14 protein-coding genes and 1 pseudogene are annotated in these 15,648 nt (G+C 59.2%); 13 read left to right on the top strand and 2 right to left on the bottom strand.

The window, feature by feature from the left end; all coding sequences use genetic code 11:
* The first annotated feature begins 15 nt into the window (after positions 1–15).
* The 10 genes and pseudogenes from JNB91_RS12450 to JNB91_RS12400 all read left to right on the top strand — a co-directional run bounded on the left by JNB91_RS12450 (position 16) and on the right by JNB91_RS12400 (position 10,710).
* On the top strand, positions 16–1,518 hold the full coding sequence (locus JNB91_RS12450) for a sugar ABC transporter ATP-binding protein (RefSeq protein WP_220325829.1): 1,503 nt from the start codon (positions 16–18) through the stop codon (positions 1,516–1,518).
* Positions 1,508–2,494: an ABC transporter permease gene (locus JNB91_RS12445; protein ID WP_220325828.1), complete on the top strand. Its 987-nt coding sequence runs from the start codon at positions 1,508–1,510 to the stop codon at positions 2,492–2,494. The genes JNB91_RS12450 and JNB91_RS12445 overlap by 11 nt, the downstream gene beginning before the upstream one ends.
* Before the next feature lie 40 nt (positions 2,495–2,534).
* Positions 2,535–3,266 carry an SDR family oxidoreductase gene (locus tag JNB91_RS12440; RefSeq protein ID WP_220325827.1) on the top strand — a complete coding sequence of 244 codons (732 nt, stop codon included), beginning with the start codon at positions 2,535–2,537 and terminating at the stop codon, positions 3,264–3,266.
* Positions 3,267–3,336: 70 nt separating this feature from the next.
* Entirely contained in the window at positions 3,337–4,971 is a 1,635-nt protein-coding gene (locus JNB91_RS12435) for an FGGY-family carbohydrate kinase (protein WP_220325826.1), read from the top strand.
* Positions 4,972–5,005: 34 nt separating this feature from the next.
* Positions 5,006–5,731 carry an SDR family oxidoreductase gene (locus JNB91_RS12430; RefSeq protein ID WP_220325825.1) on the top strand — a complete coding sequence of 242 codons (726 nt, stop codon included), beginning with the start codon at positions 5,006–5,008 and terminating at the stop codon, positions 5,729–5,731.
* A 626-nt stretch (positions 5,732–6,357) separates the two neighbouring features.
* Positions 6,358–7,215 (top strand): helix-turn-helix transcriptional regulator, encoded by an 858-nt coding sequence (locus tag JNB91_RS12425; protein WP_220325824.1) that lies wholly within the window; start codon positions 6,358–6,360, stop codon positions 7,213–7,215.
* A 136-nt stretch (positions 7,216–7,351) separates the two neighbouring features.
* Positions 7,352–8,053 carry a deoxyribose-phosphate aldolase gene (gene deoC / locus JNB91_RS12420; RefSeq protein ID WP_220325823.1) on the top strand — a complete coding sequence of 234 codons (702 nt, stop codon included), beginning with the start codon at positions 7,352–7,354 and terminating at the stop codon, positions 8,051–8,053.
* 17 nt (positions 8,054–8,070) lie between these two features.
* Positions 8,071–9,012, top strand: a pseudogene (locus JNB91_RS12410) (ribokinase).
* 33 nt (positions 9,013–9,045) lie between these two features.
* Positions 9,046–9,549 (top strand): D-ribose pyranase, encoded by a 504-nt coding sequence (gene rbsD, locus JNB91_RS12405; protein WP_220325820.1) that lies wholly within the window; start codon positions 9,046–9,048, stop codon positions 9,547–9,549.
* Between the two features lie 39 nt (positions 9,550–9,588).
* The gene (locus JNB91_RS12400) at positions 9,589–10,710 is read left to right on the top strand and encodes a Gfo/Idh/MocA family protein (protein WP_220325819.1); all 1,122 of its coding nucleotides are present in this window, start codon (positions 9,589–9,591) and stop codon (positions 10,708–10,710) included.
* On the opposite strand, the gene JNB91_RS30705 is transcribed toward JNB91_RS12400, so the two are convergent.
* Positions 10,688–10,909, bottom strand: a complete 222-nt coding sequence (locus tag JNB91_RS30705) for a hypothetical protein (RefSeq protein ID WP_223218164.1) — start codon at positions 10,907–10,909, stop codon at positions 10,688–10,690. The two genes, JNB91_RS12400 and JNB91_RS30705, sit on opposite strands and share 23 nt — an antisense overlap.
* Between JNB91_RS30705 and JNB91_RS12395 the strand changes: the two genes are divergently transcribed.
* The gene (locus JNB91_RS12395; protein ID WP_346269316.1) at positions 10,889–11,656 is read left to right on the top strand and encodes a sugar phosphate isomerase/epimerase family protein; all 768 of its coding nucleotides are present in this window, start codon (positions 10,889–10,891) and stop codon (positions 11,654–11,656) included. The two genes, JNB91_RS30705 and JNB91_RS12395, sit on opposite strands and share 21 nt — an antisense overlap.
* A gap of 202 nt (positions 11,657–11,858) precedes the next feature.
* Positions 11,859–13,175 (top strand): replication-associated recombination protein A, encoded by a 1,317-nt coding sequence (locus JNB91_RS12390; RefSeq protein ID WP_220325818.1) that lies wholly within the window; start codon positions 11,859–11,861, stop codon positions 13,173–13,175.
* Positions 13,176–13,189: 14 nt separating this feature from the next.
* Here the strand turns inward: JNB91_RS12390 and JNB91_RS12385 are convergent, their stop codons facing one another.
* A complete protein-coding gene (locus tag JNB91_RS12385) occupies positions 13,190–13,789 on the bottom strand; it encodes a CDP-alcohol phosphatidyltransferase family protein (RefSeq protein ID WP_220325817.1) in 600 nt (199 codons plus the stop codon).
* A 122-nt stretch (positions 13,790–13,911) separates the two neighbouring features.
* Between JNB91_RS12385 and JNB91_RS12380 the strand changes: the two genes are divergently transcribed.
* Complete coding sequence (locus tag JNB91_RS12380; protein WP_220325816.1) at positions 13,912–15,648, top strand: bifunctional alpha/beta hydrolase/class I SAM-dependent methyltransferase; 1,737 nt, start codon at positions 13,912–13,914, stop codon at positions 15,646–15,648.

Here is a 15,648-nt window from a genome sequence, read left to right as displayed (position 1 = left end):
GCATGGGAGGAACCGATGCTGGAACTCCGCAACATCAAGAAAAGCTTTGGCAGGATCGAAGTCCTGCACGGGGTCGATCTCACCGTTCAGGCGGGTGAGGTCCATGCGCTTCTCGGCGAGAACGGTGCCGGTAAATCGACGCTGATGAAGATTCTCTGCGGTCTGATCAGGCCGAGCGAAGGCGAAGTCCGCCTCGATGGCGAGGTGCGCCATTTCAGCGATTATAACGAGGCGATCGATGCGGGCATCGGTGTCGTTTTCCAGGAGTTTTCGCTGGTTCCGTACCTGAACGCTGTCGAAAACATGTTTCTGGCACGCGAACTGAGCAATGGCCTGGGCTTCATGAAACGTGCTGCGATGCGCAAGCGGGCTGCCGAGATCATGAAGCAGCTTGGCATTGCCATTCCGCTCGATGTGCCGATCCGAAATCTTTCAGTTGCCGAACAGCAGTTTGTCGAGATCGCCAAGGCTCTGGCACTCGATGCCCGCATTCTCGTGCTTGACGAGCCTACTGCGACATTGACCCCGGCCGAAGTCGAGCATCTCTTCCATGTCATGCACAGCCTGCGATCTCAGGGCGTGGCGATCATCTTCATCTCGCATCACCTCGAAGAGATTTTCGAGATCTGCGATCGCATCACGGTGCTGCGCGACGGCGAATATGTCGCCTCCTGTGCGGTCAGCGATGTCGATCAGGCGCGGCTCGTCGAGATGATGGTCGGACGCCGGATCGAAAACAGCTTTCCGCCAAAACCGATCATTCCGGCCGACGCCAGTATCGTTCTCGAAGTTGCGGAAGTCCAGCTTGCCAAGGGCGGCCCGGTCTCGAGTTTCGCCCTGCGTGCCGGAGAAATCCTGGGTTTTGCTGGGCTGGTCGGCTCCGGGCGCACGGAAACAGTACTTGCCATGCTGGGAGCCTATAGCGCCACACGCTGCAAGCTGCTGATCAATGGCGTGGAGATCCGGTTTGCAGATCCTTCCGAAGCATTGGATGCAGGCATTGGCCTGTTGCCGGAGAGCCGCAAGGAACAGGGGCTGATCACCAGCTTCCCGATCCTGCACAATGTCTCGCTCAACAATTACGGCAAGTATCTGCTGGGGCATTTCTTCATCAATCGCAGCCGTGAACTGGAGGATACGCGCACAGCCATGCAGCGTGTCCGGGTAAAGGCGCCGAGCCCTCACGCGCGGGTCGATACCCTGTCGGGAGGGAACCAGCAGAAGGTCGTGATCGCCCGTTGGATCAACCACAACATGAAGGTGCTGATTTTCGACGAGCCCACCCGCGGCATCGATGTTGGTGCCAAGGCGGAAATCTACCAGCTCATGCGCGAATTCACCGCCCAGGGCTACTCCATCATCATGATTTCGTCGGAACTGCCTGAAGTCATCGGCATGTCCGACCGGGTCTGCGTCTTCCGCTCCGGAGGCATCGTCGCGACCGTTGAGGGCGACGCCATCACTTCCGAGCAGATCATGACCCATGCAACAACCGGGAGGACAAAACATGTCGCATGATGCGGACGCTATCACCGGCGGGCAGGCACAGGCCTCCACCACTCCAATCTGGAAATCGATGCTCCATTCGCCATTGGCATTGCCGCTGGCAGGTCTCATCGTCGTTTCGATCCTGATGGGCTTTGCCTCCGACAATTTCTTTTCCGTCTCGAACATTCTCAATGTTCTGAGGCAGGTGTCGATCGTCGCCATTCTTGCTGTCGGCATGACCTTTGTTATCCTTACCGGCGGCATTGATCTGTCCGTCGGCGCATTGATGGCGCTCGCCGGAACGATGGCAGCCGGGCTGATGGTGCATTTCGGCATGCCGGGCTGGGCGGGGCTTTTGGCCGGTATCGCGATCGCGATCGGGCTTGGTCTGTTCAACGGCATTCTGGTCGCCTGGGGGCGCATGCCGGCAATCATCGTCACGCTGGCCACCATGGGCATCGCCCGCGGCGCCGGGTTGATCTACTCGGGCGGCTATCCGATCTCGGGCCTGCCCTCGTGGATTTCCTGGTTCGGCGTCGGCCGCATCGGCATCATTCCTGTACCGGTCATCGCCATGGTCATCGTCTATGCGCTCGCTTGGGTGCTTCTGGAGCGCACCGCGTTCGGCCGCCATGTCTATGCGATCGGCGGCAACGAAACGGCAGCAAAACTGTCCGGCGTGAAGACGGGACGGATCAAGCTTGCCGTCTACGCCATCTCGGGCCTGACCGCCGGCCTTGCCGCCATCATCCTCACCGGCCGCCTGATGTCAGGTCAACCGAATGCGGGTGTCGGTTTCGAGCTCGACGCCATTGCTGCAGTCGTTCTCGGCGGTACGGCGATTGCCGGTGGTCGCGGCCTCATCCTCGGCACGCTGATCGGAGCGATCCTGCTCGGCATCCTCAACAACGGCCTGAACCTGATGGGCATCAATCCGTATCTGCAGGACATCATCCGCGGCTTCATCATCCTGCTCGCCATCTACATCGCCCGCGAATGGCGCTGACCGAAAACGCATCGACTTTTCATAACCTCAGGAGAAAGACATGGCTCAATCACTGGCAGGCAAGATCGCTGTCATTACGGGCGCCGCTTCGGGCATTGGCCTGGCAACCACCGAAAAGCTTCTGGCCAACGGCTGCACGGTGGTGATGGTCGACTGGAACGAGAAGGCGCTGAGCGACCTGACAGCCAAGCTCGGCAAAAACGCCATCGCGCAGGTCACCAATCTTCTGGATGCCGAGAGCTGCGCGGCAATGGTACCGGAAATCCTCGAGAAGGTCGATCATATCGACATCCTATACTGCAATGCCGGCACCTATATCGGCGGCGATCTGACGGAGACCACTGCGGAAGAGATCGACCGCATGCTGAACCTCAACGTCAATGCCGTCATGAAGAACGTCCACGCCGTCGTGCCGCATATGAGCGAGCGCAAGACAGGTGACATCATCGTAACCTGCTCGATTGCCGGTCATTTCCCGACCTATTGGGAGCCGGTCTATGCCGGTTCCAAATGGGCGGTCACCTGCTTCGTGCAGACAATGCGCCGGCAAATGATCCCTCACGGGGTCCGCGTTGCACAGGTCTCTCCTGGTCCGGTTCTTTCAGCCCTTCTTGCCGACTGGCCGGAGGAGAACCTGCGCAAGGCCAAGGAGTCCGGCAGCATCATCGAACCGAGCGAAGTTGCCGATGCCATCGAATACATGCTGACCCGCAATCGCAACGTAACGATCCGCGACATGCTGGTTCTGCCGACCAATTTCGATCGCGTCTGAGGCAGCTTGGAACATTCCGCTGCGCCCCGATTGAGCCGGGCGCAGCGATTGCAGCGAAAGGGAGGATGTCTTGGACAGCTATTTTATAGGCGTTGACGTCGGCACAGGTTCGGCACGCGCCGGCATATTCGACGCGGCGGGCACGATGCTGTCCTCCGCCAAGCATGATCTCCTCATCTTTCGTGACGACCATGGCCATGTCGAGCAATCGAGTGCGCAGATCTGGCAGGCGGTCTGCACTGCCATCCGTGATGCGGTTGCATTAGCTGCTATTGATCCAGCGGCTGTGGCCGGGCTCGGATTCGACGCCACCTGCTCGCTGGTGGTGGAGGGGGCGTCGAGCGGTGTCGGCGATCCGGCCTATCCGGAGCGCGATATCATTGTGTGGATGGACCATCGGGCGCTCGACCAGGCCCGGCGCATCAATGCGACGGGGCATGCGGTCCTGTCCTATGTCGGTGGGGTGATCTCGCCGGAAATGGAGACGCCCAAACTTCTCTGGCTGAAAGAGAACCGGCCCGACGTCTATTCCAGTGCGCGGTATTTCTTCGATCTCACGGATTTCCTAACCTGGAAGTCGACTGGGGCTCTGGAGCGATCCTCCTGCACGGTCACCTGTAAATGGACCTATCTCGCTCACGAAGATCGCTGGGATGAAAGCTATTTTCGCCAGATCGGTCTTGAAGATCTGGCAAATGGCGGGTTTCGGCGGATAGGCGATCGTATCGTGCATCCCGGCACGCCGCTTGGTACCGGTTTGACCCACGAGTCTGCCGAAGCGATGGGATTGCGGCCCGGCATTGCGGTTGGCACAGGATTGATCGACGCCCATGCTGGCGGCATCGGTACTGTCGCTGCCAGGGGAGGGGCTCAGGACGCGTCCGCTTGCCTCGGTTATGTGTTCGGAACCTCATCCTGCACGATGACGACAACCGCCGAGCCGAAATTTGTGCCGGGCGTCTGGGGGCCGTATTTTTCGGCCATGGTACCGGGCATGTGGCTGAACGAAGGCGGGCAATCCGCCGCCGGCGCGGCCATCGACCAGCTGCTCGGCTTGCATCCTTTTGCTAAGGAGGCCAGGGAGGCCGCAAAACGCGATGGCTCCGGTCTACCGCAGTGGCTGGCCAAACGGGCATTGGCTTCCGTCGAACATCCGTCAAATGCCGTTGGCCTTGCAGGACAGTTGCAGGTTGTGCCGGAATTTCTCGGCAATCGCGCGCCGTTTGCCGACCCGTCGGCCCGTGCAGTGGTGATGGGCCTCGGGATGGAGAACGGTGCGGACAATCTGGTTGCCCTTTATATCGCAGGTTTGTGCGGACTTGGTTACGGCCTCCGCCAGATTATCGATATCCAGCGCGAAAACGGAATCTCCGTGTCTACGATTTCAGTTTCTGGCGGGGCTGGGACCCATCCGCTGACACGCCAGATTCTTGCCGATGCGACGGGCATTCCGGTCGAAGTCACAGCCTGCCCGGAACCGGTCCTGCTCGGATCGGCCATGCTGGCGGCAGTTGCTGCAAAGACCTATCCGGATCTCCAGGCGGCGATGCCTGCAATGTCGGCAGTTGCAGGCCGCTGTGAGCCGGCCACGGGCAATATCCGCGCGCTGCACGAGGCGCGTTACCAGGCATTCTTGAAGATACAAACGCTCGCGCGCGCCGTGCGTGACGACATGGAACCATTGCTGGCGGCGACGTCTCGTTAACTCGCCGGCCATTTCATATCAGGGAGGACATACCATGCAGTTCCAGGGACAATCGGTCATCATTACCGGTGCAGGCAAGGGCATCGGCCGTGCTTGCGCAAAGATCATGGCCGAACGCGGCGCGGAGGTCATCGCGCTTGGCCGCACGGTATCCGATCTGGACAGCCTTTACGACGAGATCGGCAGCCGATCGATTACCGTCGACCTTGCCGATCCGGCTGCAACACGCCGGGCGATGGCCGAGGCAGGCACTGCCGATTTCCTCATCAACAGCGCAGGCATCAACGTGCTGGAATCGAGTTTCGACATGACCGAGGCGGGTTATGAAGCCGTCATGGGCATCAACCTGCGGGCGGCCCTCATCACCTGCCAGGAATTCGGCCGGGCCCGCGTCGCTGCCGGTGGCGGAGGTGCGATCGTAAACATCACCTCGATTGCCGGGCATCGCGGTTTTGCCGAACACCTTTGTTATGCAGCCTCCAAAGCTGGTCTCGAAGGGGCCACGCGCGTGCTTGCCAAGGAATTCGGTCCGCACGGCATCCGCGTCAATGCGGTTGCCCCGACGATCACACTGACGGAACTGGCGCTGGCCGCATGGAGTGATCCGGCAAAATCCGAGCCGATGATGGTCCGCCATCCGATTGGACGTTTTGCGGAGGTGGATGATGTCGCCCGAACCATCGCCATGCTGTTGTCGCCCGAGACGGCCATGGTGAATGGCACCGTCATCAATGTCGATGGCGGCTTTCTTGCCGTCTGACGTTGGCCTGAGATAGATATTCTATCACCACGCGACACACGCCGTTCATAGGCGGGGTCTAAGAGCTTCATGTAGGCGGAGCCGTCGCGCTCTTTCATGGCTGTCTGCTCATAGAGGGCTGCGAGAACGGCCAGCTTCTGGCGGTCGAGTGACACGCCAAGGCAGGATCCCTTTTGCAAGTCCAGCTTGCCGTCCCGAAAGGTGAAAGGAGCTCCCTCGATCACATCGGCGGTGTCAAAGCTCGTCGGCAACATACCGCCAACCGAGGTCGGGGAGCAGTCCTGGGTCATGCTGGACGTATCATCGTAGTCGCCGCTTCCTTCTCAGCTACGGAAAGAAGACGCTTCGACGAAGGTTGCGATCAGGCTGGTGCAGCCTGCCGGGGAAACAGCACAACACAACTGAGCCGTTCGGAGATCGGCTTCATGCCGCTGGCAGCAGGTGCAAGATTTTGTGTAAGCGGATGAAACGATCCCGGCCGCTCGGCAGCCTTGTTTCCCGTGTGTGACTGTTTGTCCTGGCTGATTTCTTCCGACCAGCTTTCCGAGAGGGTGCACGTCTGTCAACAATCCAGGAATGGCCTATCGATATTCCAGGCGCTTAAACGTGAGAACTCAGTTTCATCGATGACACAGAGTGGGTTACGCAAGACCGAAATTCTAAGGTCCTTTTATTCAGGGCTCGATAGCCCGACTACGCCGTTCAATTACCGCATTCTTCGAGCCGGCCATATAAGGACCGCCCCGGAGTATCGGATTTCACGTAACAACGTTCCGGGCCACGAGTTCATCTTCTGCCTGGGCGGGGTTGGTCATGTGCGCTTCCACAATAAGGTCCACCGCGTCGAAAAGAACATGTTGGCATGGCTTCCGGTTCAGGTGCCTCACGCCCATTATCCCGATCCTGATCAGCCCTGGGAAATCCTGTGGGTGCGGATCGAAAGCGCCAATCTGAACCAGCTTCTGACCATCCTTTCGGTCGAGTCCGAGCCGGTGTTTCGCTTCGCGAACCCCGATGAGGTTCGTCTGCTTATCGAGGCCTGCCTGACGCAGATCCAGCAGCATTCGCTGCTGGCGGCAGCGGCCGGCGAGACGCTCGCCGCGAGCCTTATCGAGCGGCTTCTTCAAAGCCGCAGCACGCAATTGCTGGAGCCGCAAGCCGCCAGCCACAAAGGACTTGCGCGGCTGATGAAGGAAATTCACCTCCACTATAACGATGCCTGGGATGTCGACAGGCTTTGTGAGATTTGCGGCGTGAGCAAATCTCATCTGTTTTGCCTGTTCAAGTCCGCGTTCGGCCAGACACCTCACACATGGTTGCGTAGCTACCGTATTGCTCACGCCAAGCGTCTGTTGGTCGAAACCGACGATCCGATCGCCTCCATCGCCCATCAGGTCGGATACGAGGATCCGCTCTATTTTTCACGGGATTTCAGAATGGGTGTAGGCCTGTCACCGAGCGAATTCCGTCGCTCGATGCGCTGAACATAGGCCGTTCATGCCGCTCATTCCTAACCGCAATGGAATGAGACTTTTGTCCATATCTTTGGGACGTCGCGCCATCCACGGCGGACAAAGTCATTGCTACGCTGCCTCCATCAAAACGAGAGGAGATGTGTGGATGATTGATTTCACAGACCGCCACCAGGTCGCCAAGGCGATCCAATTTACCAATGTGAACCCCGACCTGACGCGCGAGGGACTGATCGCACATCTTGAGATTTGTGCGCGCCACGGTTTCGATGCCGCCATGATAGCCCCGTGCTGGGTATCTCTTGCGAAGAAGGAACTGGCCGGCACGGGCGTCAAGGTCGCCTCCACCGTCAATTTCCCAATGGCCAACGATACGCTTGAGATGAAGCTGGCGGTTGTCCGGCTTCTGGCGAAGGAAGGTGCCGATCAGTTCGACTTCCCCCCTAACCCGGGCCTTCTTCTGGGTGGCATGGATGCGGCATATGCGCAGGAGTTGCGCGAAGTCACGCGCGTGGCTCACGAAGAAGGCATCGTCGTCAAGGCGATGCTGGAATTCGGTTACATCACCACACCGGAATTGAAGGCAAAGGCGGCACGTTATGCCGATGAAGCCGGCATCGACTGGGTCAAGCAGTCGAGCGGCTGGGGCACGGGCGGCTGCGCGGCGACAGTCGAGGATGTCGAGATTCTCAAATCCAACATCAACGCCCCCTGCAGGGTCAAGGTGTCGGGCAAGGTCAACACCCGCGAGAAGATGATCGCACTTTTCGAGGCTGGTGCGGAACTCGTTGGCACAAGCTCCGGTCCCTCGATCGTTGACAGGCTTGAGGGAAGTCTTGCCGGCTACTGACAGACAGGCGTCAGTGCATGGCTGGGTGGGTGGAGAACACTATGTCAGTGCTTGTTTTTGGCAGTTACGCCAAGGCGTTGGTCATGACGGCAGCGCGTATTCCGATCGTGGGCGAAGCCCTGCTCGGATGGAATTTCCGCCAGACTTTCGGCGGAAAGGGATCGGATATGGCCGTTCAGGCTGCGCGCCTCGGCTGCCGGACCGACTTTGTCGGCGTTGTTGGCGATGATGCCTTCGGCGTGGAATTCATCGACCTGATGAATGCCGAAGGCATCGGTATCGATGCTCTACGTGTTACGTCGGAGCGCCCGACGGGCGCAGGCTTTATCGTCAAGGATGATGCGGCGTAGAATATTATCGTGGTGGACATGGGCGCGAATGCCCTGTTTTCCCGCGAGGATGTCGATGCCGCACTTCTACGGATCGGTGCACCTGCCGTGGCTGTCGCCCAGCTAGAGATTCCGCTGGAAACGGCTCTCTATGGGTTGTCGCGCGCCAAGGATATCGGCGCCACAACCATTCTCAATCCAGCTCCTGCCCAAAATCTGGTCGGTCGGGACCTGTCGATGATTGATGTTCTGACTCCTAACGAGACCGAGGCGCGTCTGGCACTGGGCCTTGCTCCCGATGATCCCGCGTCCAATGACGACATCGCCCTGCGACTGATCGAAACTGGCTGTGGAGCTGTGGTGATGACGCTCGGCGAGAAGGGTGTCGTCGGCATCAGTCGGACCGAAAAATTCGTCATTCCGGCTTTCAAAGTGTCCCATGTCGACAGCAACGGCGCAGGTGACAGCTTCAATGCCGGTTTGGCGGTCGGGCTTGCAGAAGGAAGGTCGCTGCAAGATGCGGCACGCTTCGCGTCGGCCGTTGCTGCCCTGTGCTGCACGCGTTGGGAGACCGTGCCCTCTTACCACACCCGCGCAGACGTCGAGACATTTCTCAAGAATGCTGCCTGAGGGACAGCTTTCATACACTAAACGGAGGAGACCATGAGACCCAATCGCATACTGCATCCGCAGCTGGCTCAGGCACTTGCGACCCTTGGCCATACAGACATCGTACTTGTAACCGATGCGGGATTTCCGATCCCGCCTCAGGCCAATCGGATTGATCTCGGCTTTTATGACGGCAAGCCGGACGTGCTCGATATTCTGCGCGTGCTGCGCCAGGAAATCTTTGTCGAGGAAGTGCATTTTGCGTCCGAAGTCCCGGAGTTCAACCCGGACCTCTATGCCAATCTGCAGGAAATCTATACCGGCGCCGGCGCCCTGTTCAAGGGCACGTCACACGAGGCCCTGTGCACCGACTATGCCCGCCGCGCCAAGGTTATTATCCGCTCCGGATCCTTCAACGCCTGGGCCAATATCGCCCTGGTCGCCAGTACAGACCCCTTTGCCTGGTTTGGCCCGAACTCGAACACGAAGATCCTGCCGGCCTATGTGCAGCGGCGTTCGATGATTGAGAACAAGGTGGTTCCGAAGCTTCACCCTTAAGGCGGAAGGCGGGGAGCCATTTTAAAGTGGGAGGATTTGATGACCAGAAATATCGTAAGTGAACTCAACCTCAGGATCGATCCGGAGTTGCCCAAGCGCAAGGATTTTCGCATCGGCTGCATCGGCGCGGGTTTCATCATGCGGGACTGCCACCTCGTGGCATATAACGATGTCGGCTTTACGCCTTATGCCATTACGTCGCTGGACAGGGCGCAATCGGAGGAAGTGGCAAGGCAACGCGGTATTGCTCATGTCTACGACAGCTGGCAGGAATTGATCCGGGATCAGAATATCGAGATCCTGGATATTGCTGCACCGCCGGACCAGCAGCTTCAGATCGTGCGGGAGGCGGTCAAGGAAACCAACCATATTCGCGGGATCCTTGCCCAGAAACCGCTGGCCATGGACCTGCCCGAGGCGCGCGAGATCGTTGAGCTTTGCGAAGCTGCCGGGATACCGCTCGGCGTCAATTCAAACATGCGCTACGACCAGTCGATACGGGCGTTGAAGTCGCTGCTTGACCACGGTTTCCTCGGGGACCGTGTGCTGGCAACGATCGAAATGCGGGCCATCCCGCATTGGCAGGATTTTCTGCGCCGCTACGACCGGGTGGAAATCCTCAACATGGGCATCCATCACATCGATGCCTTCCGCTATCTGTTCGGAGATCCGGCGAAGATTACCGCGATCACCCGCAGCGATCCGCGCACCAGCTTCCGGCATATCGACGGCATTTCCCAATATACTTTCAAGTACGACGACGATTTTCTGGCGTCCAGCCTCGACGATGTCTGGGCATGGCCGGGCGGAGAAACCGAGAAGGATATCTACATCAAATGGCGGGTCGTCGGCACTGAGGGACTGGCGCAGGGAATGATCGGCTGGCCGAGCTATCCCGCTCATTCACCTAGCATATTGACATTTACGTCAAACAAGCTGGGACCCGGATGGATCACACCGGCCTGGGACAAGGTGTGGTTCCCGGACGCTTTCGCCGGAACGATGGCGCAACTGCTGAGGGCTGTCGAAAACGGTACGGCACCGGAGATCTCCGGTCGGGACAATTTGAAGACGCTCGCCTGCGTCGAGGCTTGTTATCGCTCGATCGCGGAGGAGCGAACGGTACCTCTTGGCGAAATCATCGACGAGATGCTCGCTTGAGCCGCAATTCATCATAATCAGACGATAGAGGGAAGGAGACCAGAATGATCCCCGTTGGCATTTTCAGCGGATATTTTCCATATGACCTCAAAACTGTCATCGACAGGATAAAGTCTCTTGGATTCAGCACCGTACAACTCGACTTGTCATTCAAAATATCGATTTTTCGCCCGGCAATGTGACGCGGCAAAACTGCCATGCGGTGCGCGACGCCTTTCGAAGGGCGAACCTGCCGATATGCGCCATCTCAGGCTATACCAACATTACGCATCCCGATCGCGAAGAACGTGGCCGCAGGGTTGGGGCCTTGAAGGAGATCATCCGAAACGCGCGTGACCTTGGCACACCTTACGTCATTTCCGAAACCGGCACGTTCAACACCGAAAGCGACTGGGTTCATCACGCTCGTAACGAGACGGAGGAGGGATACCAGGAAGCGCTCGACGTGATCGCGGAACTGGCACAGGAAGCCTATGACCACGGCGCGGTCTTTCTCGTCGAAAACTACGTCAACAACGTCATCGGTTCTGCGCCGGAATTGCTGCGCCTGTTTGCCCACCTGCCTCATCCCGGTCTCGGGCTTCTGATGGATCCGACGAATTACTTCGACGGCACCAATATCGACGACGTGGATGCGACGTTGAACACCATGTTCGATGCGCTGGGTGACCGGATCAAGATCGCTCACGCCAAGGACTGCAAGCGTGCGGTTGATACCAGTGAAAAACATGTCGAGATCGAAGGCCCGGAGGCAAATACGTTCCGTGGTGCGGGTGCGGTGGAACTGCCCGCCGCAGGGCTTGGCGTCTTGAACTACGATCTCTACGTCAAGCGTCTGGCGCGGCTGCATCCGAACATCCCGCTTATCATCGAGCATCTTGACGAAGACGATGTCCCTCGTGCCAAGAAATTCGTCGACGACAGACTTCTCAGCGCAGGGGTTTGAATAAAGAGCGACAAGTCGGGAGAATGCATTTGGTGGCTCTCGGCTATGCTATCTGGAGAAAAGGAGTGGAATATCCGCCCGGGATCAACGGGCGGCATTCTGCTGTTTGACCCCATCCGCCCGGACCGATAGACGAGTAATATCCGGCCGGGCAGCAGTGCAGATGCTACCGCGGAGTGGAAATTACTTCTACGAGGCTAGCATGTCTGATCTTTTCGATGCCGCACCCCGCACCGGCTCCATGCCGCTTGCGGCAGAATTGCGCCCGGCGACGCTCGATGAGGTTATCGGTCAGAAGAATGTTCTCGGAGAAGGAACGATGCTGCGTCGCCGCATTGCGGCCGGACGGTTGGGCAGCATCATCCTCTACGGTCCGCCCGGTCTTGGGAAGACCTCGATTGCCCGCGCTATCGGCAACATGCTGGGCAAGAATTTCAGGCCGCTGCATGCGGCGCATAACAATGTTGCCGATATCCGCAAGATCGCCGACGAGGCGCGCATGCGGCCGACGCTGCTGTTCGCCGACGAGGTGCATCGCTTCAGCGCAACGCAGCAGGATCATCTTCTGGCGCTCTGCGAGGAAGGGATTGCCGACTTTATAGGGGCGACGACCGGTAATCCCTATCACACACTGACGCCCGCTCTGATTTCCCGCTCGACCATTCTGAAGCTCGAACCCCTGGCGATCGAGGAGATGGAAGAGGTCGTGCGCCGTGGTCTCGATCATCTTGCCGGCAAAGGCATTGCGATCGAGCTTGCGCCGGCGCTCTTGCGGCGTATTGCCGGTCGCTCCGGCGGGGACGCGCGTCGTGCTCTCACCGTGCTCGAAAGCCTTGCCGTCGGCCACCCATCGGCCAGGCCGGTGGTGATCACGGAGGAGATGGTAGACGAAGCCTATTCGGCAGCGCCGGTCAACCACGACCGGTCCGGTGACGCGCATTACGACGTGGTGTCGGCCTTCGTGAAATCCATGCGCGGCTCTGACCCGGATGCAACTCTTTACTGGCTGGCGCGGTTGGTGCATGGCGGCGAAGACCCGCGCTACATCGCTCGCCGCATCATGATCCACGCCTCGGAAGATGTCGGACTGGCGGACAATACCGCACTGCAGACGGCCGTTGCCGCACTTCATGCGGTGGAGAAGATCGGGTATCCGGAAGCGCAGATCGTGCTGGCGCATGCAGCCCTGCATGTGGCGCGCGCGCCAAAATCGAATTCCGCCTGCCGCGGCATTTCGCTGGCGCTTGCCCATGTGGCAAGCGAGGCACCGTCAGCCGTGCCGATGCATTTACGCGATGCGCATTACAAGGGAGCGGCGGCGCTCGGTCATGTCGGTTATGCCTTTCCGCATGACGATGGTCGCGGCTGGAGCGATCAGGTCTATGCGCCGGACGTGCCGCGCGGCGCTTTCTACCAGAGCGATGCGCGCGATGCAGGAACTTTCGAGCGGCGCGCAGACGAACACTGGGAGCAGGTGACCGGTCGCGCCACGGCGCGCCGTTTCGGCGACAAGCGCTGATATGCCTTAACTGATCAGCGCGGATCGACCAGGCCGGCCCGCACCCGGTTCACTACCGTCCAGATCAGCAGGACGCAGGCCATGGGCTGGATATGCCATGTCCAGTCGGGCAGGGTCTCGAATATGGCAAAGAGCGCTCCCAAGGCTCCGAAGAGCAGGGCGCGGTCGCTCTTGCCCATCGGCCCTTCATAATTGCGTCCCTTGCCATGCGCGATGCCGAGAACACCGGCAAATTCCGTCAGCACGGCTAGAAAGACGATGGCTGCGATCCATGGCAGGGAGAAGGGAGCAACCAGTGCGAAAGGGATGTAGAGCGCTGCGTCGGACACGACGTCGGTAATCTCGTTGAGATAGCCGCCAAGCGCTGATTGCTGGCCATGTTCGCGCGCCAGCATGCCATCGACGGCATTGAAGGCCATGCGGAGAAACATCCAGATCGGTACGAGCGCAAACAGCGCCGGCAGAGGCTCGATGATCAATACGATACCGATCGCCCCGGAAACGAACGAGGCGAATAGTGTCACCTGATTGGCGGTGACGCCGACTGCCGCAAGCCGCACGACCAGCGGGCGAAGAAGGGCCTGGAATGACGACTTCAGTTTGTAGATCGACATGAAAGCTCGAATCCGCTTGATTGCATTCAACAAATGCAGACGCAAGTTGAAGAAATCAACTGCAAAACTGGGGCATTCATTCGTATAGGGTTACGGAACAGATGGGCGGGAGTGACAAAAGCATGATCGAAACCGCGTTTGCGAGCCATGACGGCGTCGAACTCTTTTATCGCTACTGGCCCGCCCGCTCCGGCACGCCGAAGGGTGCGATCGTGCTTCTGCACCGCGGCCACGAGCATGGCGGCAGGGTCGCTCATCTGGTCGAAGAACTCGGTCTAGACGATTTCGCCTTCTACGCTTGGGATGCGCGAGGGAACGGCCGCTCTCCCGGCGAGCGCGGCCACTCGCCGTCGTTTGCGCATTCGGTGCGCGATCTCGACTGCTTTATTCGCCATATCTGCGAGACTGGCGGCTTTGCCATGGATCAGGTCTCGGTTGTAGCCCAAAGCGTCGGTGCGGTACTCGCATCCACCTGGGTACATGACTACGCGCCTGGCATCCGCGCTCTGGTGCTGGCTTCGCCTGCTTTCGACGTCAAGCTTTACGTCCCTTTCGCCAGGCAAGGCATTGCGCTGTGGCAGAAGCTGAAAGGCACGTTCTTCGTCAATTCCTATGTCAAGGCACGGTTCCTGACGCATGATGCCGAGCGCATCGCATCCTTCGAGAGCGATCCGCTGATTACCCGACCGATCGCTTCCAACATTCTTCTGGAGCTGTACGAGGCCGCCGACCGGGTCGTCGCGGACGCCCGTGCGATCACGGTACCGACGCAATTGCTGATTTCCGGCAGCGATTTCGTCGTACGGCACGCGCCGCAGCATCGCTTTTTCGAAAACCTAGGCAGCACGATTAAGGAACGTCATGTGCTGCCCGGTTTCTATCACGATACGCTGGGCGAACGGGATCGGGCCAAGGCCGTGAAAAAGGTGCGCTCGTTTATCATCGAACGTTTCGAGGACGCGCCGGTCGTCGCTGATCTTCGGCAGGCGCATCTTTCCGGTTACAGCCGCGACGAAGCCGATAGGTTGGCGACACCGCTGCCGATTAGCTCGCTGCGTGGACTTTATTGGGCTTTGACGCGTGCCTCGATCCGCTTAGGCGGTCTCTTCTCCGAGGGTATCAGGACGGGCTTGCGCACCGGTTTCGATTCTGGTTCGACACTCGATTACATCTATGAGAACGATGCGCGGGGCCTTGGTCCTGGTGGCCGGTTGATCGACCGGCAGTTTCTCGATGCGATCGGCTGGCGCGGCATCCGGCAGCGTAAGGTGCATCTGGAAGAGCTGATCGGCAAGGCGTTTGCGCGCCTGAAAGCTGAAGAAAAGCCGGTACGGGTGCTCGATATCGCGGCCGGTCACGGACGCTATATTCTCGATGCAGTGGCGGCATCCGACGTGAAGCCGGACAGTATCCGGCTGCAGGATTATTCGCCGATCAATGTCGAAAAGGGCACGGCGCTTATCGCAGAGCGTGTTCTGAGTGATATAGCCAGCTTCCATCGTGCCGATGCCTTCGATACGGCCGGACTGGCTTCGATCGAGCCGAGGCCGACGCTCGCCGTGGTTTCCGGCCTATACGAACTGTTCCCGGATAATGATGCGATCGAAGCCTCGCTTCGCGGTCTTTCACAGGCGCTGGAGCCGGGATCGCTGCTGCTCTATACCGGCCAGCCATGGCATCCGCAGCTTGAGATGATCGCGCGGGCGCTCACGTCTCATCGTGGCGGTCAGGCCTGGATCATGCGTCGGCGCACCCAGCAGGAAATGGACCAGCTGGTCGCCGCTGCCGGTTTCCGCAAGATCGAGCAGCGTATCGATAAATGGGGCATTTTCACCGTGTCGCTGGCCGAGCGTATCTGA

This window comes from Aliirhizobium wenxiniae (genome assembly GCF_019511445.1).
Taxonomy (GTDB): domain Bacteria; phylum Pseudomonadota; class Alphaproteobacteria; order Rhizobiales; family Rhizobiaceae; genus Neorhizobium; species Neorhizobium wenxiniae_A.
This window is presented reverse-complemented; position numbering and strand designations above follow the sequence as displayed.